The following is a 23,735-nucleotide window of genomic DNA, read 5'->3' as shown; positions in this document are numbered from 1 at the left end:
TACCCACAACTAGCCCCCCCCTGCCCTCGGGCGGCCCCCCCCCCGCCCCGGGCGGGGGGGGGCCCCCGGGCGGCGCCCGCCCCGCCCCCGCCGCGGTCCCTACGCGTACTCCTCCGGCCCGGTCTCGCTGGCCCGGACCAGGGCCTGGGCCAGCTCCTGGACACTGCCGTAGCGCTCCTGGCGCGGCAGCCCCTCCAGGGCCTCGACGAGGACGTCGGGCGCCTGGTGGCCGCGCAGCTCGCGGGTCAGCTCCCGCGGACTCGCGGGGAACGCCTTGCGACCCAGGATCCGGGCCAGTTCGAGCCGCACCGACTCCAGTGACGTCGGCGCACGGCCCGGCGTCACCGGCCCGTGGGCGACCTCGGGGTCGTCCTCGGCAGCCGGCTCCGGGTCGTGCCACTCCTCACTGCGTGTGGGGTGCCCGGACCTGAGCAGACCCTGCAGTTCGTGTTTCATCTCGTCGTCCCGGTGGACGCTCAGCCGGTCGCTGCCTCGCTGCATGTCTCCCTCCAGACGTTCGGGGGCCCGCACCGCGTACCCGAACACCGGAGGGCGACACCGGTTCCGTCCATCCGATCGCCGCCGTTCGCACTGGTTTGCGCCGTGCCGTGTGGGAGACCCGGACCACCCCCCCACACCTCCCTGGGGAAGGACACGCCATGGCGTTGCTCGCTGTGCTCATCCCGCTGCTCATGCTCGGAGTGGTGCTGGTGCTGGGCCGCTACGAGGAGCTGCTGCTGCCGCAGGACGACGCGGACCGGCGTGCACCGGCCGCTGTTTCGCCCACCACAGCGGTGGTCGCTTCGTCTCCCGCCCCGGCAGGAACTCCCGCACCTTCGCCCTGAAGCCCTGCTCGGCCGTCGGCCCCCTCCGTCCAGAAGCCCGGCTCGAGAGTGCCGGGCGCGGGCCGATCGAGCCGGTGGCGTACGGCAGTTGCCGCTCAGGACGTCGTCGGGGCCTTCTCCGCCCTGCGCGCGGTCACGGGAAACCGTCCGCGTTTGCGGGCGGGGGCCGGGGGCAGGCGCTCATGAGTGCTTCGGACAGGAGGCACGCCCGTGGAAGCGGCGTCGCGCGCCGCCATCGAGGCCCTGTCCCACAGCGGATGCGCTTCCACGGTGACCGTGGAACCCCATTGCATTTTCAAGGGATTGCGACGCATCATGCCGACCCGAACCCCCGCGCAGAAGCACCCCCACGACGACGCCCCCGACACCGCCGAGGCCTTCCGCAGGCTCACCTCGATGCCCGCCGGCCCGGAGCGCGACGCCCTCCGCGACGAGCTCGTCGAGGCCTGGCTGCCCATGGCCGACCGCCTCGCCGGACGTTTCCGCAGCCGCGGCGAGAACTACGAGGATCTGCGCCAGGTCGCGGCCCTCGGCCTGGTCAAGGCCGTCGACCGGTACGACCCCGAGCGCGGCCACGCCTTCGAGAGCTACGCCGTGCCGACCATCACCGGAGAGATCAAGCGGCACTTCAGGGACCACATGTGGACCCTGCACGTGCCCCGCCGCGTCCAGGACCTGCGCAACCGGGTGCGGGTCGCCGGTCAGGACCTGTCCCAGAGCACCTCCGGCCGGCAGCCCACCGTGGCCGAGCTCGCCGCACACGCCGACATGAGCGAGGAGGACGTCCGGGCCGGTCTGGAGGCGCTGGAGAGCTTCACGGCGCTGTCCCTGGACGCGGAGCTCCCCGGCAGCGAGGACGGGTACTCCCTGAGCGACGCGCTGGGCTCCACCGACCCCGCCCTGGACACGGTCGTCGACCGCGAGTCCGTGAAGGCCGGGCTGGCCGCCCTGCCCGAGCGGGAGCGGGCGATTCTCTACATGCGGTTCTTCGACGACATGACGCAGAGCCGGATCGCCGAGAAGCTGGGGATCTCGCAGATGCACGTGTCGCGGCTGATCAGCCGGTGCTGCGGGCGGGTGCGGGAGCAGGTCATGCGGGATGCCGCCCAGCGCCGCAGCGTGTGACGGCGTCGTGCGGCGGCGAGCCCGTGGTGGCTTGTCGCGCCCGCGCGGCGAAGCCGCACATCGATGACGACCGCGGGCCCCCGGGGCGCTCCGGTTCACTCGGTTGAGTGGCACCGTCCCGCCAATGGGGCCGCGCCGCGCGCGACGCCGTGGTGGCCTGGCTGTCATGGCAGAGGGGTATCACCACCGAAGGAGTCCCCTCGATGCGCCGCAGCCTGTTCGCCCTGTCCGTTTCCGTCCTGGCCGGCTCGGCCCTGGTGGGCTTCGCGCCCGCCGAATCCTCCGAACCGGCCGCCGAGGTCAGCCCCGCCACCGTCCGGCCCGGAGGCACGCTCGCCGTCTCGGTCGGCTGCGCCCCGACCGACGGGCCGCCGCCCGACAGCATCGACGCCACCTCGCAGGCCTTCGAAGAGGGCACGGTGCCGCTGCAGCTGGTCACCGGCAACGACGACGAGGTGTCCGGTCCGGCCTACCGCGGCACGGCCCTGATCTCCTCGGCGAACATCGAGGGTGTGCCGGACGCCGAGGTGGAGAGTTCCGTGGGGGTGCCGGACGCCGAGGTGGAGAGCTCCGTGGGGGTGCCGGACGCCGAGGTGGAGAGCTCCGTGGGGGTGCCGGACGCCGAGGTGGAGAGCTCCGTGGGTGTCCCCGACGCCGACGTGGAGAGCTTCGGGGAGGACCCGGACGCCGAAGCCGAGGACTCGGCGTGGACCGACGCCGAGGGAGGGAACCTCGAGGGTGCCCCGGACGCCGAGGGGGAGGACTCGGCGTGGACCGTCGACGGCGCCTGCCCGGCCGCCCCCGGCGGCGAGGGCGCACCGTGGAGCGCGACGTTCACCGTGCCCCACGGCTCCGAGCCCCACGAGCCGTCGCACCGGCCCGCGCACCCACCCGCCCACGAGCCCTGCCCCGAGCCCCCGCACCACCGCGAACCGCGGCCCACCGAGTGCGAACCGGCGGCCGTCCAGCGCGGCGTGCGGGCCGGTGACGGCGGCGCCTTCACCGACTCCGTGCCGGCCCTGGTGGCGGGCGGGGTCCTGATCGCGGGCGCGTTCGGTGCCGCCGCGCACCGGCTGCGCAACCGGGAGAGCGACCCCCACCGCTGACCCGGCGGGCCCGGTCCACCCGTCCGGAAGGGCAACGGCTTCCCCCGGCCGGGCCCGCTCATGCTGTGACCATCACGACCCGGCCTTCGCCCATGGGGCGGTGGCACCCGGGGTACTCGGTGGCCGAGGGCACCAGCCGCGCCGTACGGGCCACCGGGCAGCGGACGGCGCACGCGCCGAGGGCGGTACGACACGGTGGCACCAGGCACTGGCACTGCGGAGGTACGGATGCGGCGGACGGCCCCCGAAGGTCACGGCCCCGTCCGGTTCGGGCCGCCTCTCCCCGAGGACGGTCTGCCGGTCCTGCCGGAGCTGTCCGCGGTGCTCGCCGCCGCGGCGTCCCGGGGCGGCCACGAGCCGGTCGGCGGCGGGGCCCTGCGCGAGGCCGCCTGCGGCTACTGGGACCGGCGCGGACTGCGCTGCGAACCCGACCGGGTGGCGTCCGCGCCCGGCGCACCCGCCCTGCTGCTCGCGCTGACCGCCGCGCTCGGCGGCGACGTCCTCGTGCCGAGACCCTGCGCCGCCTGGTGGGCGCCGTACGCACGCCTGCTGGGGCGCCCCGCCTTCCATGTGCCGACCCCGCCGGAGAGCGGTGGCGTACCCGACCCGTACGCCCTGCTGGAGACCGTGCGCCGGGTCCGCGCCGAGGGCGGCGACCCGCGGTTGCTCGTGCTGTCCCTCGCCGACGACCCCACCGCGACCGTCGCCCCTCCGGAACTGCTCCACGAGACCGTCGAGGCCGCCCAGGGTGAGGGCCTGCACCTGGTCAGCGACGAGACCTGGCGCGACACCCTGCACGACCCGCGCGAGACGGTGCTGCTCAGTCCCGCCGAGATGGTGCCCGACCGGGTCACCGTCGTCACCGACCTGGCCGGGGCCCTGCTCCCGGCCGGCTGGCCCGCCGCCGTGGCCCGTTTCCCGGCCGGGGAGGACGGGGCCGGCCTCCACGCGCGCGTCCTCGACGTCCTCACCGCGCTCGACGCCCGTGTGGCCGCGCCCGTCGCCGCGGCGGCCGGGTACGCCCTCGGAGAGCCGGAAGCGGTCACCGCGCGTGTGGCGGCAGCCGTGCGCCTGCACGCGCTCCTGGCCGCCGCGGCGCACTCCGCCGTCGTCACCGCGGGCGCCCTCGCCCGGCCCCCGCGATCGGGCCGCCACCTGTACGTGGACCTGGCCCCGCTGAGCCCCGCGCTGACCGCGCACGGCATCGGCGACGCACAGGAACTGGAAGACTTCCTCACCGCACGCCTCGGCATGCCCGCCCCGGGCGGGCACCGCTTCGGCGACGACCTCGAAGCCCCACGCGTGCGGCTCTCCACCGGCGCACTCGTGGCCGGTTCCGACGCGGAACGCGCGGAATGCCTCACCTCACCCACACCGTTGGAACTGCCGCACGTGCACCACGCGTTGATCCAACTCAAGTCGGTCTTCGACGATCTCCGCGACGACGCCGAGCGATGGGAGCCTCCTCGATGACGCAGCAGTCCGAGTCGACCACCGGCGCGACCGCCCGGGCAGCCGACGAGCCCGTCCTCCCGTCGCCCCTGGCACCCCCGTACCCGCCCCTGGCCGAACCCCGGCCCCTGGCCGAGCGGCGGGTGTGGCCGCGCACCTTCCACGACCGACTGACCGCGCCCCTCCCGGGGTTGAAGGCCATGGCCCGCTTCGCCCGCGAGGGCGCGGTGAGACCCGGCCCGCAAGGCCTGGCCGACATCCCCCGGCTGCCCTACGCCCCGGCCCCGCTGCCCCGCGTCGACGCCCGCACCGTCGCCGTCACGTGGGCGGGCCACGCCAGTTGGGTGCTGCGCATCGGCGGACTGACGGTCCTCACCGACCCGGTGTGGTCCCGCCGCATCCTCGGCACCCCCGCCCGCATCACCCCCGTCGGCGTCCCCTGGGAGGACCTGCCGCGCGTCGACGCCGTCGTCATCAGCCACAACCACTACGACCACCTCGACGCCCCCACCCTGCGCCGTCTCCCGCGCGACACCCCGGTGTTCGTCCCGGCCGGGCTCGCCCGCTGGTTCCACCGCCGGCGCTTCACGCGCGTGACGGAGCTCGACTGGTGGGAGGCGGCAGAACTGGGCGGCGTCCGCTTCGACTTCGTCCCTTCCCACCACTGGTCCAAGCGCAGCCTCACCGACACCTGCCACAGCCTGTGGGGCGGCTGGGTCCTCACCGACCGGGACGGCCGGCGCGTCTACTTCGCGGGCGACACCGGCTACGGCCACTGGTTCTCCCGCATCGGCCGCCGCTACCCCGGCATCGACCTGGCCCTCCTGCCCATCGGCGCCTACGACCCCCGCTGGTGGCTCCGTGACGTCCACTGCGACCCGGAGGAAGCGGTCCGCGCGGCCCAGGACCTGGGCGCGTCCAGGATGGCCCCCATGCACTGGGCCACGTTCGTCCTGTCGGCCGAGCCGGTCATGGAACCCCTCACACGCGTACGCGCGGCCTGGGAGAAGGCGGGCCTGCCCCGGGAAAACCTCTGGGACATGCCGGTCGGCGCGTCAAAGGTGCTGTAGGTGAGATCAGGGGCGCGGGGAACTGCGCGAAAAACCACGACGCACCCGCACCCCGAAGACCGCACCGGCTCCCACGGCGCTACCGCACCCGCCGCACCACAGCCGGCACCGCGCTGATCACCAACGTCAGCCCGATCGCCGCCACCACACCCTCCCACGGCTCATCGAACAACGCCCCGCCGAGAATCCCGATCATCTGATACGTCACGGCCCACGCCAGGCACGCCGGAAAGTTCCCCCGGGCGAACCTCCGCATCGGCCACTCCGCCAGCAGACACGCCAGCATCACCGGGATCCGCCCGGCCGGCACCAGCCGGGACAGCACCAGCACGGCGACCCCGTGCGCGGCGAGCTTCTCCTGCGCCTGCTCCAGCCGGTCCTCCGGTGCCCGCGACCGCAGCCCCTTCAGCCACCGCGAGCCGTTCTTCGACTTCAGCCCCCGCCGCCCCAGCCAGTACAGCGCGGCGTCCCCGAGGAACGCCGCCACGGACGCCGTCACGAACACCATCGCCAGCGAGAACGGCGCCGTCCGGTGCATGGCGACGACCGCCGCCGAACTCACCAGCGCACCCGTGGGAATCACCGGCACCAGCGCCCCGGCCAGCACCAGCAGGAAGAGCGTCGGATAGCCGATCGCCTGCTGCGTGGACGCCGGAACCACGGACGCCGGTGTGACGGCCGATGCCGCGAGCAGGGGCGCGAGCGCCGGAGGAGCGGAATACGTCACCGCGCGGCCTCCAGGCGCACGCTCTCCCCGTGCCCGAGCCGGTGCACCGACACCTTCGGCGCCTGCCGGGCCGCCAGCCGGACGAACTCGTCGCCCGGCGCGTGGAACTCGTGGGGGCGCACGGCGTCCATACCGATCGGCCAGTACGTGCCGTAGTGCACCGGTACCGCACTGCGCGGCGTCAGCCGGGCCAGCGCCTGCGCCGCCCGGCCCGCGTCCAGGTGCCCCTCGCCCAGGTACGGCCCCCAGCCGCCCACCGGCAGCAGCGCCACCTCGACCGGCCCGACCTCGTCGGCCATGTCGTCGAACAGTCCGGTGTCCCCCGCGAAGTACGTCCGGGCCTCGCCGGATATGACGTAGCCGAGCGCGGGGGAGCGGTGCGGCCCGAACGGCAGCCGCCGCCCGTCGTGCCGCGCGGGCACGGCCCGTACGACGATGTCGCCGACCGGCGTCTCGTCGCCGGGCGCCACTTCGCTCACCCGCAGGTGCGTGAGCCGGCGCAGCCCCGGCACCGCCCGGCGCGCGCCCCGGGGCACGAGCAGGCGCGTGCCCTCGGCGAGCCGCATCAGCGACGGCACGTGCAGGTGGTCGGCGTGCAGATGCGACACCAGCGCCACGTCGGCGTGAGGGGCGCCCGGGGGCGGAAGGGCCCCGCGCCGGCGGCGCAGGTGTGCGAGCCGGCGTGCGAACAGGGGATCCGTGAGCACGCGCACGTTCGAATCCTCGACGGTGCAAGTGGCGTGACCCCACCAGGTGATCTCCACCGGCACTTCTTTGCCTCCTTCGCGCGACTCCCCGAAGCCTACGTGCAGGAGTAGGGTCGGCGGCGAAACCGGAGGTGAGGGGGACGCCATGGTGCCGGTGCGGGTCACGGCGATCGCGAGTCTGACGCCGCTGGAGGAGCTGGACGACGATCCGTTCCTCGTCGACTCCCGCAGTCAGCACGCTATGTGCTCCCGCTGGGCCGCCGAGCGGGGCTACGTGGTCACCAGGGAGTTACTGGTCCGGGGGCTGCGACCCGACCACGGCGCCCTGTGGGACGGCGTCCGGCCCGGCCTCGACCTGTTCGTCGCGCCCAGCCGGCGGGTCCTGGAGAGCGCACTGGCCTCCGTCGAGGAGTTCACCGCCGAATGTGCCCGGCGCGGTGTACGGGTGGAGACCGTGGGGCATGCGGAGCCTGCGTACGACGCGGCGATGAAGGCGTGCGTGCACCGGCGGCTGTCGATGCCGACGGCCGGCTACGACGGGCGCTGACGCCGTCCCCTCACCGGTGTGCGACCGGGGGACGAAACCGCCCGGGCGGGCGTTGAGACACTGTGGGGGAGGGCTCGCCGCGGCTGCGGGCCAGGGACGTGAGGTGGCTGGGCGTGCGGGGCGTGCGATGGCGGCGGGTCGCCAGTCAGGTGGGGCGGAGCGTCGCCGTGTGGGCGGTCTGCACCGTCACCATGCTCGTGCTCGCCGGGATCCTCCCGGACTTCCGGCTCCGCTCGGAGAACGGCGACAGTGCGACCGACATAGCCGTCACGGCAGCCTTCGGCGCCGGTGTCTTCGGTCTGCTGTCGGCCCTGGTGTGGCCCCTGCTCGTGCGGCTGCTGCTGCTCGTACCGGCGCTGGTGCTGGGACTGCTGGTGTTCTTCCTCAACGGCGCCCTGCTGCTGCTGGCCCTGCACCTCAACCCCGCCGAGCGCGGCGCCGCCGCTCCGGAGACCGCCGTCGTCGTCGCCGCCGTGATGTCCGCCGTCGCGTCCGCGACCGGCGCCGCCCTGGCCGTGCGGGACGACGACGCCTACCGCCGCAGGCTGTACCGCCTCTCCGACCGCCGCCGCCGCTCGGGACCGCCCTCCCCCGCCGGTCCCGGCACGGTCTTCGTGCAGCTCGACGGCGTCGGCCACGACATCCTGCTCGACGCGGTCGGCAAGGGTCTGATGCCCACCGTCGCCCGCTGGCTCGACGCCGGCGACGGCGGCCGCCCCACTCACCGGCTCACCCCCTGGCGCACCGACTGGTCCAGCCAGACCGGCGCCAGCCAGCTCGGCATCCTGCACGGCAGCAACCACGACGTCCCCGCCTTCCGCTGGTACGAGAAGGACACCCGCGAGGTGGTCGTATGCAACCGCCCGACCAGCGCCGCCGAACTCCAGCGCCGCGCCGTCGAGCACGCGGGGCACGGCGGGCTGCTCACCGTCGACGGCGCCAGCCGCGGCAACCTGTTCAGCGGCGGCGCGGAACAGCAGGCCCTCGTGCTGTCCATCGCGGCCCGCCGCCGCAGCCGGGAGAACCGTTCCCGCGCGGGCTACTTCGCCTATTTCTGCGACCCGGCCAACGCCGTGCGCACCGCGCTCTCCTTCATCGCCGAGGTGGGCCGGGAGATCGGCCAGTCCACCCGCGCCGGCATGCGGGGGCAGCGCCCGCGTGTCTCCCGCGGCGGCCTGTACCCCCTCGTCCGGGCCTTCGCCACGGTCGTCGAGCGGGACGTCGTGGTCGCCGCCGTCACGGGCGACATGCTCGTCGGCCGCACGGCCGTCTTCGCCGACCTGGTGGCCTACGACGAGGTCGCCCACCATTCCGGCCCGGCGAGCCGCGACGCGCAGAGGGTCCTCGAACGCCTCGACCGCTCGCTCGCCCTGATCGAGAACGTCGCCGAACACGCCCCGCGCCCGTACCGGATCGTCGTGCTGTCCGACCACGGCCAGAGCCCCGGCGAGACCTTCCGCTCCCGCTACGGCCTCACGCTCGGGGACCTGGTGCGGGCCGGCTGCGGCATGTCCGTACCGCGCAAGGCCGAGCGCACCCGCAGCGGCGCGGAGGCCCGCGCCGCCGTGCGCGCCGCGCTGCGCTTCCCCGTCGCGGAGACCGGCGAACAGCACCGCCCCGCGCGCGACTCCGAGCCCATCGTGCTGGCCTCCGGCAACCTCGGCCTGGTCTCCTTCCCGGACGTCTCGCACCGGATGAGCAAGGAGGAGATCGACGCCCGCCACCCCGCGCTGCTGCCGACCCTCGCCAACCACCCCGGCATCGGCTTCCTGCTGGTGCGCAGCGAGGAGCACGGCGGTGTCGTCCTCGGCGCGTACGGCGCCGAGATCCCGCTGGCCGACCTCGACGACAACCCCGGCCCGCTCGCCCCCTTCGGCCCGGGCGCGGCCGACTCGATACGCCGTACGCACTCCTTCCCGCACACCGCCGACATCATGGTCAACTCCTTCCACGACCCGGCCGACGGCGAAGTCCTCGCCTTCGAGGAGCAGATCGGCTCCCACGGCGGCCTGGGAGGCGCCCAGGGAAGACCCTTCCTGCTGTCCCCGCTCGGCGTCTCCGCACCGGTCGGCGAGGGCGAGGAACTCGTCGGCGCCGAGCACGTGCACCGGGTCCTGAGGCGCTGGCTGCGCGAGTCGAACGGACCGCAGGTGCCGCTGACGGCCACCGAGGAGGAGCAGGCCGCCTGACGGCGCCGAGCACAACGCGCCGCACGCACACCGCCAGAGGGCAGGTCCTCCGCATGAGTTGGGCCGTAGTGTGATCGGATGGGGGACACGGGGCCCGGTGACGGGCCCGCACGCGAGTCCGCACGCGAAAGGAAGAACTCGTGGCTACCACGCGCTCCGCACACACCGTCTGGGAAGGCAACCTGCTCGAGGGCAACGGTGTCGTCACCTTCGACTCCTCCGGTGCCATCGGCGAGCAGCCGGTCACGTGGGCCTCGCGCGCCCAGGAGGCGAACGGCAAGACCAGCCCCGAGGAGCTGATCGCGGCCGCCCACTCCAGCTGCTTCTCCATGGCCTTCTCCAACATCCTCAACAAGGCCGGGACGCCGCCCACCAAGCTCATCACCTCGGCCGACGTCTCCTTCCAGCCCGGTGAGGGCATCACCGGCATCCACCTCACCGTCGAGGGCACCGTTCCCGGCATCGACGAGGCGGCCTTCCAGGCCGCCGCCGAAGAGGCCAAGACCGGCTGCCCGGTCAGCCAGGCTCTCAAGGCCACGCCCATCACGCTGACCGCCAAGCTCGCCTGACCTGCTGTATCCCCGTCGCGCGGGCCGGCCCACCGGGGGCGGCCCGCGCGACGTCGGTTCACCACTGCGGGCCGGGGTAGGAACCGGACGCCTCGAACGCCGGGCCGGAAGGAACGCGATGCTGCCGGGAACGTCCACGAACGCGACGGTGCTCGACTCCGCCACCCGGGACCGGACCCGCGTCCTGCTGCTGTTCGGCCTCTCCGGACGGCTCCGCCCCCGCGACACCTCCCTCGGCGCCCTCGTCGACCGCTACGACTACGGCCGCTTCGCCTCCCACCTCATGATCAGCCAGGACGTGCTGCCCGTCCCGGTCCTCGACGAACAGGTCGCTCCACGGCGGCTGCGGCTGCCGCACGGCGACCACGGCCTCGGCCTCGCGTCCCTGCGGATCCTCGTCGTCACCACCCCGAGGGGTGACGCCACCCTCGTCGTGGACTGCGCCTTCGCGGGCGAGACCACCGCCGGCGACCTCGCCGCCTGGCTGGCCACCACCTGCTTCGACCGGGAGCGGATCGAACTCGACGACCGTCCGCTCCTGCAGAGCCTGTCCGCGCAGCTCGGCGGCGGGCCGCTCGCCCACGGCCAGAACGTGCACCAACTGGTCTTCCCCGGCGGCCGGTTGCAGCGCGAACTGCTCAGCGCCGACGAGACCCGCAAGGCGATCCTGCTGAACGAGATCGTCTACCGCGGCCGGATGCCGTGGAACCCCGCCACGCCCTACGACGCGAGTCCCGCCCCGCGCCTCAGGAACCACGGCCTCACCCTCACCGCCCTCGGCCGGGGCGTCTCCGTCCAGGCCGGCTGGGCCCCGCACGTGGAGAACGGCCTGGTCCTCGTCGCCGTCGGCATGATCTCCGCCCTGTCCGTCCTGCAGCGCGCCCGGCTGGCGGCCTTCGCCATGATGAAGGCCAACGAGCGCGCCCTGACCGACTCGCCCACCGAGATCCGCGCCCTGATCTCCCGCCTCTCCGCCGGCGTCAACGAACTCCAGCTGGACCTGGCCTTCGGCGTCGAGGCCTACGTCGACAGCCTGCTGATCCCCGAGACGGTCACGGAGGCCTTCCAGTCCTCACTGGGCGACGCCCTGGGCATCCGCGACACCCTGGAGAACTCGGCCCGCATGGTGGAGCGCCTGACCTCGGTGATCAGTGCCCGCTCCGCCGCGCTGGACGCCGAACTGGCCGAACGCGACGAGCGGCGCGACCGCACCGTCTCCGCCCTGGTCACGGCGGCCACCCTGATCGCCCTGCCGCCGACCCTGCTGCTGGCCTTCTTCGGCGTCAACGGCACCGATGTCGACGAGCACCGCTCCATCCTCGACCTGCGCACCTACGGCACGGCCTACGCTCTGGCCTGGCTTCCCTTCGTCGTCCTCGTCGTGATCGGATACGTCCTGCTCAGACGGGTCCGCACCCGCTCCGGCTCGCTGCTGCCCGCGCCCGACGACGACTTCCTGCCCGTGCCACCGCCCCGCTCGCCCTCCGGGAACCGACGACCATGACGCCTCACCCCGCCGTCTCCGCCCACCGGGGCGGCTCCGAGCGAGCCGGCCCCGCCACCTGGGAGGCGTACGAGGACGCGATCGCGTCCGGTGCGGAGTACGTCGAGTTCGACATCCGCCGCACCGGGGACGGAGTCCTCGTCGTTTACCACGACCCCCGGGTCGGTCCCGCCGGGCCGCCGCTGTCCGCGCTCACGCACGCCGAGCTGTGCGAACGGGCCGGGTACGCGGTGCCCGTGGTGGACGACGTCATGGCGCTGATCGCCGGGAAACTCGTGGCCCACCTCGACCTCAAGGAGGTCGGTTACGAGCAGGAGGTGACCGACCGGGCGGTCGCCTTGCTCGGCACGGACGGGCTCGTCGTGACCACGCTGGAGGACCGTTCGGTCGCCGCCGTCACCCGGGGCTTCCCCGGCGTGCGCACCGTCCTGTCGCTGGGGCGGGACCGCCGGGAACTCGCCCTGTCCCGGCTGCCCGGGACCCGGCTGAGCGAGCTGTTCCCGGCCCGCCGCATCCGGGCCTGCGGGGCGCACGGCGTCGCCGTGCACCAGCGGCTGGCCAGGACCAACGTGCTGCGCGAGGCGACCCGGCACGGCCTGTTCACCATGGTCTGGACCGTCAACGACGACACGCTCATGCGGGCCTTCCTCGCTCACCCGCGCGTCGACGTGCTCGTCACCGACCGGCCCCGGCGGGCCGTGGCCCTGCGCGGCCCGGTCACCCCATCGCGGCATTGACAACGGCGCACTCAAGTTTTGTGCTGGAGTGTGTGGAGAGTCGTCGCCCTGGCGGAAGGGGACAGCGATGGGACGAGCGGTCGGAGTCGACCTCGGAACCACGAACTCGGTGGTCGCCGTGCTGGAAGGCGGCGAGTCCACCGTCATAGCCAACGCGGAGGGGGCCCGGACCACGCCCTCGGTCGTGGCGTTCGCCAAGAACGGCGAGGTGCTGGTCGGAGAGGTGGCCAAACGGCAGGCCGTGACGAACGTGGAGCGCACCGCCCGCTCGGTGAAGCGGCACATGGGCGACGCGCACTGGCGTTTCCCGGGCGAGGGCGATGTGGACGGCACCCGCTACCGGGCCCAGGAGCTGTCCGCGCGGGTGCTGCAGAAGCTCAAGCGGGACGCGGAGTCCTACCTGGGCGAGGACGTCACCGACGCCGTGATCACCGTTCCCGCCTACTTCGACGACACCCAGCGCCAGGCCACCAAGGAGGCCGGTGAGATCGCGGGCCTGAAGGTGCTGCGCATCATCAACGAGCCGACGGCCGCGGCCCTCGCCTACGGCCTGGACAAGGAGAACGACCAGACGGTCCTCGTCTTCGACCTCGGCGGCGGCACCTTCGACGTGTCGCTGCTGGAGATGGGCGAGGGCGTCATCGAGGTGAAGGCCACCAACGGCGACACGCACCTCGGCGGCGACGACTGGGACCAGCGGATCGTCGAGTACCTGATCAAGCGGTTCAAGGACCGGACCGGTGTCGACCTCGCGGGCGACAAGATGGCGGTGCAGAGGCTGCGCGAGGGTGCCGAACGGGCCAAGATCGAACTGTCCAGCTCGACCGAGACGACGATCAACCTGCCCTACATCACGGCCTCCGCCGAGGGGCCCCTGCATCTCGACGAGAAGCTGACCCGGGCCCAGTTCCAGGAGCTCACATCGGATCTGCTCGACCGCTGCAAGGCCCCCTTCCACCAGGCGGTCAAGGATGCCGGCGTGAAGCTCTCGGCCATCGACCACGTGATTCTCGTCGGCGGCTCGACCCGGATGCCCGCGGTGACCGACCTGGTCAGGGCACTGACCGGAAAGGACCCGCACAAGGGAGTCAACCCCGACGAGGTCGTGGCCGTGGGTGCGGCGCTCCAGGCGGGTGTCATCCGCGGCGACGTCAAGGACGTGCTGCTGCTCGACGTCACCCCGCTGTCCCTGGGCATCGAGACCAAGGGCGGCATCATGACGAAGCTCATCGAGCGCAACACCACCATTCCGACCCGGCGTTCGGAGATCTTCACGACGGCGGCCGACAACCAGCCCTCGGTCGGCATCCAGGTCTACCAGGGCGAACGGGAGATCGCGGCGTACAACAAGAAGCTCGGCGTCTTCGACCTGACCGGTCTGCCGCCGGCGCCGCGTGGTGTACCGCAGATCGAGGTGGCGTTCGACATCGACGCCAACGGCATCATGCACGTCTCGGCCAAGGACATGGCCACCGGTCGCGAGCAGAAGATGACCGTCACCGGTGGCTCGGCCCTGCCCAAGAACGACATCGACCGCATGATGCGCGAGGCCGAGCAGTACGCCGAGGAGGACCGGGAGCGCCGCGAGGCGGCCGAGACCCGCAACCAGGCCGAGCAACTCGTCTACCAGACCGAGAACTTCCTCCGCGAGAACGGCGACCGGGTCCCGGCCGACACGAAGTCCGAGGTCGAGTCGGCCGTCACCGAGGTGAAGGAGAGGCTGGAACAGCAGGCGGACACCGCCGCCCTGCGTGCCGCCGTCGAGAAGCTCGCCTCCGTCAGCCAGAAGATGGGCCAGGCGATGTACGCCCAGGCGGCCCAGCAGACCCCCGCCGAGGAACCCTCCGGCACTCCCCGGGACGAGGAGGGCGTGGTCGACGCGGAGATCGTGGACGAGGAGAAGAACGGCCCGGACGCGAAGGGCGGCGCCGCCTAGCCCAACTCCCCCCGGGATGACCCTTTCTGCGATGTCGGTGCTCCCTGTTAACCTCCAGCGGCTCGTGTGACCGGCGGGCCGAGGGAAGTTCCCAGGGGAGGGACAGTTGGACGCACTGAAGAGATCCGGCGGGCACAGACTGCTGGCGGTGGGGTGTGCGGTGGCGGCCGTGATGACGACCGGCACCGGCGTGGCACGGGCCGCGGACAACCTGCCGCCGAAGCAGCCGCTCGTCCAGGACCTGAAGACGGGGTACAAGGCGTGCGCGACGGGGGACGACAAGGCGTACGTCGCGGAAGCGCCCGTCCTCACCGCGGTGCTGTACGACCCGGAGGAGGACAACCACCCCGCCGAGGCCAACATGGTCAAGGGCGAGTTCGAGGCGTGGTGGACCGACGCCGCCGGGGTGGAACAGCGGCGCTCGTACACGACGCTCGAGACGCTGTCGGGCAGTCCGCAGCGGTGGCACATGCCGGAAGGTTCCGTCCCGCCGAACACCGTCGTCTCCTGGCGCGTCCGCGCGAACGACGGCAAGGAGAACTCCCCCTGGAGCTCCGAAGGCGCCGGTTCGGCCTGTGAGTTCGTCCACGACGACGACAACCCGGAGAAGGCGACGATCGCCTCCCCCGAATACCCGGAGGACGTGCTCTGGATGGACGGAGTGGGCGCGTACGGCCACTTCACCATGGACTCACCCTCCGACGACGTCGTGGCCTACGCGTACGGCTTCATCGGCGGCCCCTACAGCACCGTCCGTCCCGAGCGGCCCGGTGGGCCCGTGACCATCCCGTTCCTGCCCCTGCGGTCGGGCCCCCAGACACTGACCGTCCGGGCCCTCGACCGTGCCGGACGCAGCAGCGGCGAATCGTCGTACCGCTTCTTCGTGAAGGCCGGCCGCGCCCCCGTGGCGCACTGGCCCCTGGCCGACGCCGAGGGAGCCACGACCGCCCACGCGGAGACAGGCACCGACGCGAGAGCCGGCTCCGGTGTCACCTTCGGCGCCCCGGCCCCCGCGGGCACGGGCCTCACGGCGACGGCGGCCCTGGACGGCAGCAGCCACGGCTACCTCACCACGGACGCCCCGGCCGTCGCCGACCCCCGCAAGAGCTTCGCGGTCAGTGCCTGGGTCCGCCCGGCCGAGACCGACCGCAACATGACCGTCGCAGGCCAGGACGCGGGGATTCGGCCGCGTTCGCTCTCGGTCTGAGCTCCCGGGGCGAGAGCCCGGACTGGTCGTTCACCGTCGGCGGCGCAACGGTGTCGGGCGGTGCTCCGGAGACCGGCGAACGGGCCCATCTGCTGGGCGTGTACGACGCCGAGACCGGCAAGGCGCAGCTGTACGTCAACGGCGATGAGGTAGGCCACCCGGCCGAGGCCACGCCCGCCGCCACCGCCGGCGCCTTCCAGATCGGCCGCGTCCGCAACGGCAGTGGCTATCACGACCGTTGGCACGGCGAGCTGGGCGGCGTCAGGGTCCACGACCGGGTCGTCGTACCCGACGAGGCAGCCGAACTGGCTTACCGTAAACCGTCGTTGCGCGGCCACTGGTCGCTGGAGACGGCCCGGGACGGCACCAGCCCCGAACTGAACGGCAGCGCGCCTCTGAAGCTGGGAACCGGTGCGTCGATCTACCGAGTCCCGGACAGCTCGTGCGAGCCGTGGCTGGACCCGGACTGCGCGCGGGTGCCGGTGCCGCTAGTCGGAGACGGCCACTTGACGCTCGACGGCAGGACCGGACACGCGGTGGCCGAGGGGCCCGTGGTCGACACCTCCGACAGCTTCACCGTCGGGGTGGTCGTACGGCTGGCGGACGCGGAGCCCGAAGGCCCCATGACCGTGCTGTCGCTGCCCGGTGAGAACACGAACGCCTTCACGGTCCGCTACCAGCCCGAGCAGCACGCCTGGCAACTGGTCATGCCGCACAAGGACGAGCGGGGTGCCCCCGAGAGTGTGGTGGCACAGATGGAGATGGCGGACGGCGGCGAGGGCCTCGGCCACCGGCTCGCCGTCGTCTACGACGACGCCACCGACAAGATCAAGCTCTACCTCGACGGCAGGGCCGGCGCCGACGCGACAGTGGACCTCTCCGACGGCTGGCGCGGTTCCGGCCCGCTCCAGATCGGCCGGGCCCGGACGGGCGATGGGTGGGGTGAGTACCTGCACGGCGATGTCGACGAGGTGCACGCCTTCGCCGGCGCTCTGAGCGACGACGACATCCCGTTCCTGGGTTCGGGTGTGGAGCCCTGCTTCTGCTAGCCGGACCGTGGTCCCCCTAGGCCCCGGTGTGCGCGGGCGGCAGCGTCGCGCACACCGCGTCCAGGACCGTCGCGTACGGCGTGCCGAAGTCGGTGAGGCTGCAGCGGAGCTGGTCCAGGCCGTCCCGGTGGTCCGCCAGCAGCCCGGTGTCGCCGGTGCGGGACGCGCACTCCAGGACGGCCGGCAGGAAGTCCGGCGGCTCCTCGCCGGTGGTCTCCAGGCCGTGCGCGCGGTACAGCTCCTCCGACGGCGCCGGGGCGGCCTCGCGCCAGACACTCAGATACAGGCTGCGGTCCTGCCCCGCCTCGAAGACCTCGACGTAGTGGGCGGCCAGTTCCCTCGGCGGGGTGACGGCCGCACGGTCGGCGAACTCCCGTAGCTGCGGGGCGGCTTCGCGCAACAGCGGCAGCCGGGTGCGGAAGTCGTCGTCGGGGTACATCAGGCACAGCGCGGCCGCCTGGTACAGCACCTCGAATCCGGGCATCGGACCTCCTCCACGAGCGCTTGACCGCCCGCCCGTCACCCCGACGCTAGGGGCGGGCCGGAAAGCACACCTGCCGGCGGCGCCCGTACGGGTCAGAACCCGTCCCATGACGTCGCGCGGGCGGCGAGCCGCTCAGTAGCGCTCGCGGTACTCCCGCAGCAGTTCCTCCGTGCGCTGCGCGGAGCCCGCCCGGGCCGTCATGTGGTCCAGCACCTCCAGATGCGCGGAGACCTCCTTGCGGGAGTCCAGGTACAGCGCACCGGTCAGGTACTCGGTGAAGACCATGTCGGGCAGCTCGGGCTCGGCGAAACGGAACAGGGAGAACGGCGCGTACGTGCCCGGATGGGGGCCGTCCGCGAACTCGGCGATCTGGAGGGTGACCCGGTCGCGCCCGGCGTACTCCAGCAGCTTGTCCAGCTGCTCGCGCATCACCCGTCCGTCCGCGCTCACCGGGCGGCGCAGCACCGTCTCGTCCATGATGACCCACAGGTGCGGCGCGTCCGGGCGGTCCAGGAGCCGCTGCCGCTCCATGCGCAGCGACACATGCCGGTCGACGGCCGCCGGCCCGGCGTTGGCGATGGTGCCGGTCTGCAGCACGGCCCGCGCGTACCCCTCGGTCTGCAGCAGTCCCGGCACGAAGTGCGGCTCGTACGACCGGATGATCCGGGCCGCGCCCTCCAGGCTCACGTACAGGCTGAACCACTCCGGCAGCACGTCGTGGAACCGCTGCCACCAGCCCGGCCGGTTCGCCTCCTCGGCGAGGTCGACGAAGGCGGCGGTCTCGTCCTCGGCCACCCCGTACGCCGTCAGCAGGATCTGCACGTACGGAATCTTCAGCGCGACATCCGCGGTCTCCATCCGCCGGATGGTCGCCGGGGCGACCCGCAGCACCTTCGCCGCCTCGTCACGACCGAGGCCCGCGGCCTCACGCAGCTCCTGCAACCGCTTGCCCAGGACCACCTGGCCCACGGTGGGTGCGGCCCGCCGTTCACTCACGCCACGCCTCCCCAACGTGCCCAAGCCTGCGATCAGTCTGTCACGGTCGGTCGTCGGCACGACAGGGCCGGGAGCGAGAAGATCGCCGGAAGCGGAGGAGCGGTGCGGGTATTACCCCACGGGTAATCGACCGTACGCCACCCGACGGGGATCGTGAACGTACCGGTTCCCGGGCCGGCGCACTCCGGCCCGGGCACCGGCCCCAGTCGCCGCACCACGACCCGACGGAGGGTGATTCCCCATGTCCGCGATCCAGCTCGCCGCACTCGCCCGGACCTCCGAGCCGCAGTCGATGCTGCGCCGCTTCCTCGCCCTCGACGCGGCCGTGACCGGCGCCAACGCGCTCGCCTACCTGGCCCTCTCCGGCCCGCTCGGACGGTTCCTCGGGGTCGACACCACGCTGCTCCTGGCCGTTGGTGCGTTCCTCGCCGTCTATGCGGCGGGCGTGGGCCTGCCGGCCGCCCGCAGGCACCCGCCGGCGCTCGGTGTGCGGGCTGTGGTCGAGGCCAACCTCGCCTGGGCGGCGGTGAGCCTCGTGGCCCTGGCGCTGTGGCTCACGCCGAGCACGCCGGGCGCCGTGTGGACGGTGCTCCAGGCCCTGGTCGTGGCCGGCTTCGCCGTCCTCCAGCACCTGTCCCTGAGGGCACGTCAGGGCATGAGCTCCTGAAGGTACTTGACCGTCGCCGGGTCGGCCGGGAGCAGCGTCTCGATGGCCAGCTCGGCGACCGTCACGTCCATCGGCGTGTTGAACGTGGAGATCGACGAGATGAACGACAGCGTCCGTCCCTCGTGCTCGATCCGCAGCGGCAGCGCGAAGTACGGAACCGGCTCCGACGACTCGTCCACCGGATCCTCCTCGGGCACGGGATACGCGGCCACCTCCTCGTACAGCGCCCGCAGCGGCTCCGAGCGGTGCAGCGCGATCTGCCGCTCCATCTGCTCCAGCAGATGCCCCCGCCAGGCGCGCAGATTGCGGATGCGGGGCGCGAGACCTCGCGGGTGCAGGGCCAGCCGCATCGCGTTCAGCGGTGGTTCCAGCAGCGACTCGCACACACCGTCGACCAGCGTCATGACACCCCGGTTGGCGGCCACCACGTTGTACAGCGCGTCCACCACCAGGGCCGGATACGGCTCGTAGCCGCTGATCAGCCGCTCGATGCCCTCCCGCAGCGCACCCAGCGCGGGGTCGTCCAGCGGGGTCTCCGGATAGCGGGGGGCGTAACCGGCCGCCAGCAGCAGCGCGTTGCGCTCCCGCACGGGCACCTCGAGATGCTCGGCCAGCCGCAGCACCATCTCCTCGCTGGGCCGGGAACGGCCGGTCTCGACGAAGCTGATGTGCCGGGCCGAGGAGTCCGCGCGCAGGGCCAGCTCCAGCTGGCTGACCCGCCGCTGCTCCCGCCAGGCCCGCAGCAGCGGGCCCACGCCCTGCTCGGCGGTGCACGGGTGAGTGGTCATGCCGGGACCGTAGTCGAGAACCGGCCGCACCGGACAGACACACCTCTGTGACCAGGGCCCCTGCCGCCCCCGTGTGGCAGGCTGAGAGGACACCGAGGACACCGCAGTCCGGGAAGGAGCGCAGCCCATGCCCGTCGAACCGCTGTCGCAGAAAGAGGTCGAGGACCGGCTGGCCGAGTTGCCGGGCTGGTCGCTCGACAGGGACCGCCTCTTCCGCTCCTACCGCCTCGGCTCGCACTTCGCGGCGACGGCGATGGTCGTGCACATCGCCCAGGTCCAGGAGGAACTGAACCACCACTCCGACCTCACGCTCGGCTACAACACCGTCTCCCTGGCCGTGCACACGCACAGCGCGGGCGGCGCCGTCACCGAGAAGGACTTCGAGCTCGCCCGCAGGGTGGAGGACCTGGCCTCCGGGCACGGGGCACACTGACCGGGTGCTCGACTACGACAAGGAAGCGGAGCGCTACGACGCCTCGCGCGGCGGGGAGCCCCGGGCGGCCGCCGCCGCGCAGGCCGTGCTGAGCCTCGTGCCGCCGGACACCCGCAGGCTGCTCGACGTCGCCTGCGGCACCGGCATCGTGACCCGCCGGATCGCCGCCGCCCGCGACAGCATGCGGGTGACCGGCGTCGACCTCGCCGCCGCGATGGCCCGGCAGGCCTCCACCCGGCTCCCCGGTGCCGTCGTACGCGCCGACAGCCGCAGGCTGCCCTTCCGGGACGGTCAGTTCGACGCGGTGTGCAGCGTGTGGTTGCTGCACCTGGCCGCCGGGCCCGCCGAGGTACGGACCATCGTCGGCGAGTGTGCCCGGGTGCTGCGCCCCGGCGGGATCTACGTCACCACGGTCGACAAGGCCGCCTCGCACAACGTGGGCAGTGACATCGATGTCGTGCTGTCCTCCCGGCCGTCCAGCCCGGTCCGGGACGCGGCGGCGGACGTCGAGTCCGCGGCCGCCTCCCACGGCCTGTTGCCGGCCGGGCAGGCCCGCTTCACCGGTCACGGCCAGGGCCGCAGCCCCCGGCGTACGATCGCCGACCTGCGTCGGGGCTGGTTCGTCACCCTGCGGCCCGGCGACCCCCTCGCCGACAGCTTCGCCACCCGGCTCGCCCACCTTCCCGACCAGGACCGGCCACGCCCCGACCCGGTCTTCGGCCTGCGGTCGTTCCGGAAGGCCGGGTGAACCCTCGTCCTTGACGGTCGGGGTCTTCTGTTCGTGATCGGTTCCGGACGGCAAAGAGGGCGCACACCGTGTCCGGTGCACGCCCTCTCATCACCCGGTCAGGCGACCGTGCAGGTCTGCCGGCCCAGGGTGAAGGCGGTCGGCTTCGTGTTCGTGCCCGACCGTTGTGCCGTGAACCCGAAGCTCACCGACGACCCCGCCGCCACGTTCGCGTTCCAGCCGACGTTCTTCGCCGTCACCGCGGAACCAGACTGTGCCGTCTCGGCGTTCCATGCCTGGGTCAGCTTCTGGCCGTCGGCGAAGGTCCAGCCGAGCGACCAGCCGTTCCAGGCGCTCGTACCGGTGTTGGTGAGCTGGACGTCCGCCTGGAAGCCGTCCGACCACTGGCTCGTGATCGTGTAGGTCACCTTGCAGGCACCGGTCGGCGTCGGGTCGGGACCGGGCCCCGGATCCGTCGGGCCGCCGCCGGAGCTGTCGCCGTAGAGGACGCCCCGGCCGTTCGTCGAGACGTAGACGTGGCCGTACACCCGTGGGTCGCCGGTGATCGCGGCGCCCGTCCAGCCCCACTGGTGGGCGTCGTCGTTGATGCGTGTCCAGCTCGCGCCCTTGTCCGTGGAGCGGAAGACGCCGCGTACGCCGCCGAGCTTCGCGCTGGTGTAGAGGGTCTGGTAGGAGGCGCCGGGCGCCGCCTTGCCGAAGCCGATGGTGTCGGCCTGCTCGACGTTCGGGAGCTTGGTGAAGCTCGCCCCGCCGTCCGTGGAGTGCCACAGCCCGTACGCGCCGTCCGCCGCGCCGCCCGCGAGCCACACGTCGCCCTTTCCGCCGGGCAGCGCCTTGAAGCGGACGTCGCCGCCGGGCAGTCCACCGGCGGATGACTCCTTGAACGTCGCCCCACCGTCCGTACTGACGTAGAACTTCCCGGACTTGAAGCCGTAGAAGGTCTTCGCGTCGACGCGGTCCGACTCGACGATCGCCCCCGCGGGGATCCCGGAAGAGGCCTGCCACGACGTGCCGAAGCCCGTCGTGTGGTGGACACCGGCCCCCTCGGGGCTCCACACGAACCGGGTGCCGTCGGCCGCCGACGCCACCGTGCCGCCGCCGCTCACGCCCGAAGGGTCGGTCCCGGCGAACCAGTTGGCTCCGTTGTCGGTCGAGAACGCGATGTGCGGCCCCGAGTCGAGGTTGCCCACGCGCACCACCGTGTTCGGGTTCGACTCGGCGAAGTCCAGGCTCGTGGTCGTCGTGAAGTTCGGCTGTGTGAACATCATCGACGGCACCTTCGTCAGGTCCGTGTGCCGGAAGCCGCCGATGTCACCGAGCGCGCTCAGCAGCGGGGCGCCCGACGGGGGAGAGGCGAGGTCGTTGACCGAGGTCTCCTCCAGCCCCTGCACCATCGGTCTGATGGCGAACTTTCCTCCGCCGTCCCACTTCGTGAGGTTCTCGGTGCCGTAGACCGTCGCACCCGTCCCGTACATCATCCGGTCGGAGTCGAACGGGTCGATCTCCAGCGCCTCCGTCATCCAGCCCAGCTTCGGCGTCTGCTCGGGCGGTTGCGGGTTCGCGCCCCAGGTCAGCCACGGCGAGGACGAGACGTCCATCGTGTAGCGGTTCTCGCGGTTCGGGTACGACGTGTAGTCCCACGCCTTGGTCCAGCTCCCGCCGCTGTCCGTGGAGCGGAAGATCTGGGTGTCCGGCCACCAGGCGCTGTACGCGGTCGCCATGACCGTGCCCGGCCTCTGCCGGTCCACGGTCAGCCCGCTGAAGCCGTAGGAGGTGTCCGCCTCCGCCACCGGGCTGATGTCCCTCCAGGTCCCCGTGCCCGTCGCGTACCGCCACAGCCGGCCCTTGCCACCGTCGTACGGCCCGCCCTTGTCGCTGTAGGCGAGGTACAGATAGCCGTTCTTCGCGTCCAGGACGCCCTTGTGGGCCAGGTGGCCGGTGGGCTGCCCGGCCAGCCGCTGCCAGGTCGCCCCAGCGTCCGTCGACCGGTACACCGCGTTGTCCTTGTCGGCGACCCCGACGTAGATCGTCTTCGTGGCGCTCCCGGCGGTGCCGGTGGACTCGTCGAACGTGACCCAGACGATGCCCTGGTTGTCGCTCGCGTAGCCGCTCGTGTCGCTCGGGTCCTGAGCGTAGTTGCCGACGTTGGGGAAGTTCGCGACCTGCGACCAGGTGACGCCGGAGTCCGTCGACCGCCACAGCCCCTTGCCACTGGGCGCCCCCAGATACAGCACGCTGTTCCGGTTCGGGTCGATCGCCAGCCGCTCGCCCATGCCGCGCCCCGGCATGTTGCCGCCCAGCTTGAACGGCAGGTTCGCCTTCTTCCAGCTCGCTCCCCTGTCGGTGGAGCGCATGACCGCCCCGTTCTTCGGATCCCAGCTGTTCGTGTACGTCCCGACCGCCGCGTACACCCGGTTCGGGTCGACGGAGTCGGACGCGATGCTGGCGACGCCGGTGTGCCCCCAGTCGTCCCAACCGACCGAGTCCAGCAGCGGCGTCCAGGTCTTGGAGGACTGCTGCCAGCGGTACGCCCCGCCGATGTCCGTGCGGGCGTAGACGAGGTTCTTCTCCGAGCGGTTGAAGACGATGCCGGGGACGAACCCGCCCCCGTCGATCCGGGCGTTCTTCCAGGTGTACGTGTCCGCGGCGAGCTTCGCCGCCGGGGGATCGGCGGCCAGGGCGGTGGGGGCGCCCGACAGCAGCCCGGCCGCCAGCGCCAGCACGGCCGTGAGGATACGGCTTCTTCGCACGGTGGGGTCCTTCCGTGAGGGTGGACGTGCGAGGGCCGGGCGGCCCCTTTGCGGGTGGAGCCGCCCGGCCGTGGTGGCCCCGCGTCAGGTGCAGGGCCA

General features: G+C 72.7%; 23 protein-coding genes. 16 read left to right on the top strand and 7 right to left on the bottom strand.

The annotated features are described in order from the left end of the window. Window positions 1–99 precede the first annotated feature (99 nt). Window positions 100–501, bottom strand: coding sequence for a DUF2795 domain-containing protein (locus tag ACFCXS_RS31055; RefSeq protein ID WP_376646677.1), 402 nt, complete (start codon window positions 499–501; stop codon window positions 100–102). 158 nt (window positions 502–659) lie between these two features. Here ACFCXS_RS31055 and ACFCXS_RS31050 point away from each other — a divergent pair, with 158 nt between their 5' ends. From ACFCXS_RS31050 to ACFCXS_RS31030, 5 genes are all read left to right on the top strand, one after another. After that, window positions 660–845: a hypothetical protein gene (locus ACFCXS_RS31050; protein WP_376646676.1), complete on the top strand. Its 186-nt coding sequence runs from the start codon at window positions 660–662 to the stop codon at window positions 843–845. A gap of 315 nt (window positions 846–1,160) precedes the next feature. After that, window positions 1,161–1,970 (top strand): RNA polymerase sigma factor SigF, encoded by an 810-nt coding sequence (locus tag ACFCXS_RS31045; protein ID WP_376646675.1) that lies wholly within the window; start codon window positions 1,161–1,163, stop codon window positions 1,968–1,970. A gap of 203 nt (window positions 1,971–2,173) precedes the next feature. After that, entirely contained in the window at window positions 2,174–3,076 is a 903-nt protein-coding gene (locus tag ACFCXS_RS31040; protein WP_376646674.1) for a hypothetical protein, read from the top strand. A gap of 228 nt (window positions 3,077–3,304) precedes the next feature. Beyond that, window positions 3,305–4,549, top strand: a complete 1,245-nt coding sequence (locus tag ACFCXS_RS31035; RefSeq protein WP_376646673.1) for an aminotransferase class I/II-fold pyridoxal phosphate-dependent enzyme — start codon at window positions 3,305–3,307, stop codon at window positions 4,547–4,549. Continuing rightward, entirely contained in the window at window positions 4,546–5,598 is a 1,053-nt protein-coding gene (locus ACFCXS_RS31030) for an MBL fold metallo-hydrolase (RefSeq protein WP_376646672.1), read from the top strand. Before ACFCXS_RS31035 ends, ACFCXS_RS31030 begins: the two co-directional genes overlap by 4 nt. A 79-nt stretch (window positions 5,599–5,677) precedes the next feature. Here the strand turns inward: ACFCXS_RS31030 and ACFCXS_RS31025 are convergent, their stop codons facing one another. Together ACFCXS_RS31025 and ACFCXS_RS31020 are read right to left on the bottom strand one after the other, a co-directional pair. Beyond that, window positions 5,678–6,292, bottom strand: coding sequence for a DedA family protein (locus ACFCXS_RS31025; protein ID WP_376646688.1), 615 nt, complete (start codon window positions 6,290–6,292; stop codon window positions 5,678–5,680). Between the two features lie 29 nt (window positions 6,293–6,321). Beyond that, window positions 6,322–7,095: an MBL fold metallo-hydrolase gene (locus ACFCXS_RS31020; protein WP_376646671.1), complete on the bottom strand. Its 774-nt coding sequence runs from the start codon at window positions 7,093–7,095 to the stop codon at window positions 6,322–6,324. A gap of 82 nt (window positions 7,096–7,177) precedes the next feature. On the opposite strand from ACFCXS_RS31020, the gene ACFCXS_RS31015 reads away from it, so the two are divergent. The 8 genes from ACFCXS_RS31015 to ACFCXS_RS30980 all read left to right on the top strand — a co-directional run bounded on the left by ACFCXS_RS31015 (window position 7,178) and on the right by ACFCXS_RS30980 (window position 16,770). Further along, entirely contained in the window at window positions 7,178–7,579 is a 402-nt protein-coding gene (locus tag ACFCXS_RS31015; RefSeq protein ID WP_376646670.1) for a hypothetical protein, read from the top strand. Between the two features lie 113 nt (window positions 7,580–7,692). Continuing rightward, a complete protein-coding gene (locus tag ACFCXS_RS31010) occupies window positions 7,693–9,768 on the top strand; it encodes a phage holin family protein (protein WP_376646669.1) in 2,076 nt (691 codons plus the stop codon). A gap of 140 nt (window positions 9,769–9,908) precedes the next feature. After that, window positions 9,909–10,337, top strand: coding sequence for an OsmC family peroxiredoxin (locus ACFCXS_RS31005; RefSeq protein ID WP_359629371.1), 429 nt, complete (start codon window positions 9,909–9,911; stop codon window positions 10,335–10,337). A 118-nt stretch (window positions 10,338–10,455) separates the two neighbouring features. After that, on the top strand, window positions 10,456–11,841 hold the full coding sequence (locus ACFCXS_RS31000; protein ID WP_376646668.1) for a hypothetical protein: 1,386 nt from the start codon (window positions 10,456–10,458) through the stop codon (window positions 11,839–11,841). Beyond that, window positions 11,838–12,578 (top strand): glycerophosphodiester phosphodiesterase family protein, encoded by a 741-nt coding sequence (locus ACFCXS_RS30995; RefSeq protein ID WP_376646667.1) that lies wholly within the window; start codon window positions 11,838–11,840, stop codon window positions 12,576–12,578. The genes ACFCXS_RS31000 and ACFCXS_RS30995 overlap by 4 nt, the downstream gene beginning before the upstream one ends. A 67-nt stretch (window positions 12,579–12,645) precedes the next feature. Next, a complete protein-coding gene (gene dnaK, locus ACFCXS_RS30990; protein ID WP_376646666.1) occupies window positions 12,646–14,514 on the top strand; it encodes a molecular chaperone DnaK in 1,869 nt (622 codons plus the stop codon). Window positions 14,515–14,620: 106 nt separating this feature from the next. Then, on the top strand, window positions 14,621–15,721 hold the full coding sequence (locus tag ACFCXS_RS30985; RefSeq protein WP_376646665.1) for a hypothetical protein: 1,101 nt from the start codon (window positions 14,621–14,623) through the stop codon (window positions 15,719–15,721). Then, on the top strand, window positions 15,637–16,770 hold the full coding sequence (locus ACFCXS_RS30980; RefSeq protein WP_376646687.1) for a LamG-like jellyroll fold domain-containing protein: 1,134 nt from the start codon (window positions 15,637–15,639) through the stop codon (window positions 16,768–16,770). The genes ACFCXS_RS30985 and ACFCXS_RS30980 overlap by 85 nt, the downstream gene beginning before the upstream one ends. Window positions 16,771–16,786: 16 nt before the next feature. Here the strand turns inward: ACFCXS_RS30980 and ACFCXS_RS30975 are convergent, their stop codons facing one another. Beyond that, window positions 16,787–17,254, bottom strand: a complete 468-nt coding sequence (locus ACFCXS_RS30975; RefSeq protein WP_376646664.1) for a nitrate reductase molybdenum cofactor assembly chaperone — start codon at window positions 17,252–17,254, stop codon at window positions 16,787–16,789. 132 nt (window positions 17,255–17,386) lie between these two features. Continuing rightward, window positions 17,387–18,250: a helix-turn-helix domain-containing protein gene (locus tag ACFCXS_RS30970; protein WP_376646663.1), complete on the bottom strand. Its 864-nt coding sequence runs from the start codon at window positions 18,248–18,250 to the stop codon at window positions 17,387–17,389. 241 nt (window positions 18,251–18,491) lie between these two features. Between ACFCXS_RS30970 and ACFCXS_RS30965 the strand changes: the two genes are divergently transcribed. Continuing rightward, a complete protein-coding gene (locus ACFCXS_RS30965) occupies window positions 18,492–18,917 on the top strand; it encodes a hypothetical protein (RefSeq protein ID WP_376646662.1) in 426 nt (141 codons plus the stop codon). On the opposite strand, the gene ACFCXS_RS30960 is transcribed toward ACFCXS_RS30965, so the two are convergent. Next, the gene (locus ACFCXS_RS30960) at window positions 18,899–19,705 is read right to left on the bottom strand and encodes a helix-turn-helix domain-containing protein (protein WP_376646661.1); all 807 of its coding nucleotides are present in this window, start codon (window positions 19,703–19,705) and stop codon (window positions 18,899–18,901) included. The two genes, ACFCXS_RS30965 and ACFCXS_RS30960, sit on opposite strands and share 19 nt — an antisense overlap. 127 nt (window positions 19,706–19,832) lie before the next feature. Between ACFCXS_RS30960 and ACFCXS_RS30955 the strand changes: the two genes are divergently transcribed. Continuing rightward, on the top strand, window positions 19,833–20,138 hold the full coding sequence (locus tag ACFCXS_RS30955; protein WP_376646660.1) for a 4a-hydroxytetrahydrobiopterin dehydratase: 306 nt from the start codon (window positions 19,833–19,835) through the stop codon (window positions 20,136–20,138). A gap of 4 nt (window positions 20,139–20,142) precedes the next feature. Then, window positions 20,143–20,886, top strand: a complete 744-nt coding sequence (locus ACFCXS_RS30950; protein ID WP_376646659.1) for a class I SAM-dependent methyltransferase — start codon at window positions 20,143–20,145, stop codon at window positions 20,884–20,886. 98 nt (window positions 20,887–20,984) lie between these two features. On the opposite strand, the gene ACFCXS_RS30945 is transcribed toward ACFCXS_RS30950, so the two are convergent. Then, the gene (locus ACFCXS_RS30945; protein ID WP_376646658.1) at window positions 20,985–23,636 is read right to left on the bottom strand and encodes a cellulose binding domain-containing protein; all 2,652 of its coding nucleotides are present in this window, start codon (window positions 23,634–23,636) and stop codon (window positions 20,985–20,987) included. Window positions 23,637–23,735 lie beyond the last annotated feature (99 nt).

It is taken from the genome of Streptomyces sp. NPDC056373, from assembly GCF_042262425.1.
Classification (GTDB): Bacteria; Actinomycetota; Actinomycetes; order Streptomycetales; family Streptomycetaceae; genus Streptomyces.
The sequence above is the reverse complement of the archived record's forward strand: the minus strand, read 5'-3'. Positions and strand labels throughout refer to the sequence as shown.

Coding starts and splice junctions, on each gene's coding strand:
- ACFCXS_RS31055 (WP_376646677.1), bottom strand. CDS start 501: ATGCAGCGAGGCAGCGACCGGCTGAGCGTCCACCGGGACGACGAGATG.
- ACFCXS_RS31050 (WP_376646676.1), top strand. CDS start 660: ATGGCGTTGCTCGCTGTGCTCATCCCGCTGCTCATGCTCGGAGTGGTG.
- ACFCXS_RS31045 (WP_376646675.1), top strand. CDS start 1,161: ATGCCGACCCGAACCCCCGCGCAGAAGCACCCCCACGACGACGCCCCC.
- ACFCXS_RS31040 (WP_376646674.1), top strand. CDS start 2,174: ATGCGCCGCAGCCTGTTCGCCCTGTCCGTTTCCGTCCTGGCCGGCTCG.
- ACFCXS_RS31035 (WP_376646673.1), top strand. CDS start 3,305: ATGCGGCGGACGGCCCCCGAAGGTCACGGCCCCGTCCGGTTCGGGCCG.
- ACFCXS_RS31030 (WP_376646672.1), top strand. CDS start 4,546: ATGACGCAGCAGTCCGAGTCGACCACCGGCGCGACCGCCCGGGCAGCC.
- ACFCXS_RS31015 (WP_376646670.1), top strand. CDS start 7,178: ATGGTGCCGGTGCGGGTCACGGCGATCGCGAGTCTGACGCCGCTGGAG.
- ACFCXS_RS31000 (WP_376646668.1), top strand. CDS start 10,456: ATGCTGCCGGGAACGTCCACGAACGCGACGGTGCTCGACTCCGCCACC.
- ACFCXS_RS30995 (WP_376646667.1), top strand. CDS start 11,838: ATGACGCCTCACCCCGCCGTCTCCGCCCACCGGGGCGGCTCCGAGCGA.
- dnaK (WP_376646666.1), top strand. CDS start 12,646: ATGGGACGAGCGGTCGGAGTCGACCTCGGAACCACGAACTCGGTGGTC.
- ACFCXS_RS30975 (WP_376646664.1), bottom strand. CDS start 17,254: ATGCCCGGATTCGAGGTGCTGTACCAGGCGGCCGCGCTGTGCCTGATG.
- ACFCXS_RS30965 (WP_376646662.1), top strand. CDS start 18,492: ATGTCCGCGATCCAGCTCGCCGCACTCGCCCGGACCTCCGAGCCGCAG.
- ACFCXS_RS30960 (WP_376646661.1), bottom strand. CDS start 19,705: ATGACCACTCACCCGTGCACCGCCGAGCAGGGCGTGGGCCCGCTGCTG.
- ACFCXS_RS30955 (WP_376646660.1), top strand. CDS start 19,833: ATGCCCGTCGAACCGCTGTCGCAGAAAGAGGTCGAGGACCGGCTGGCC.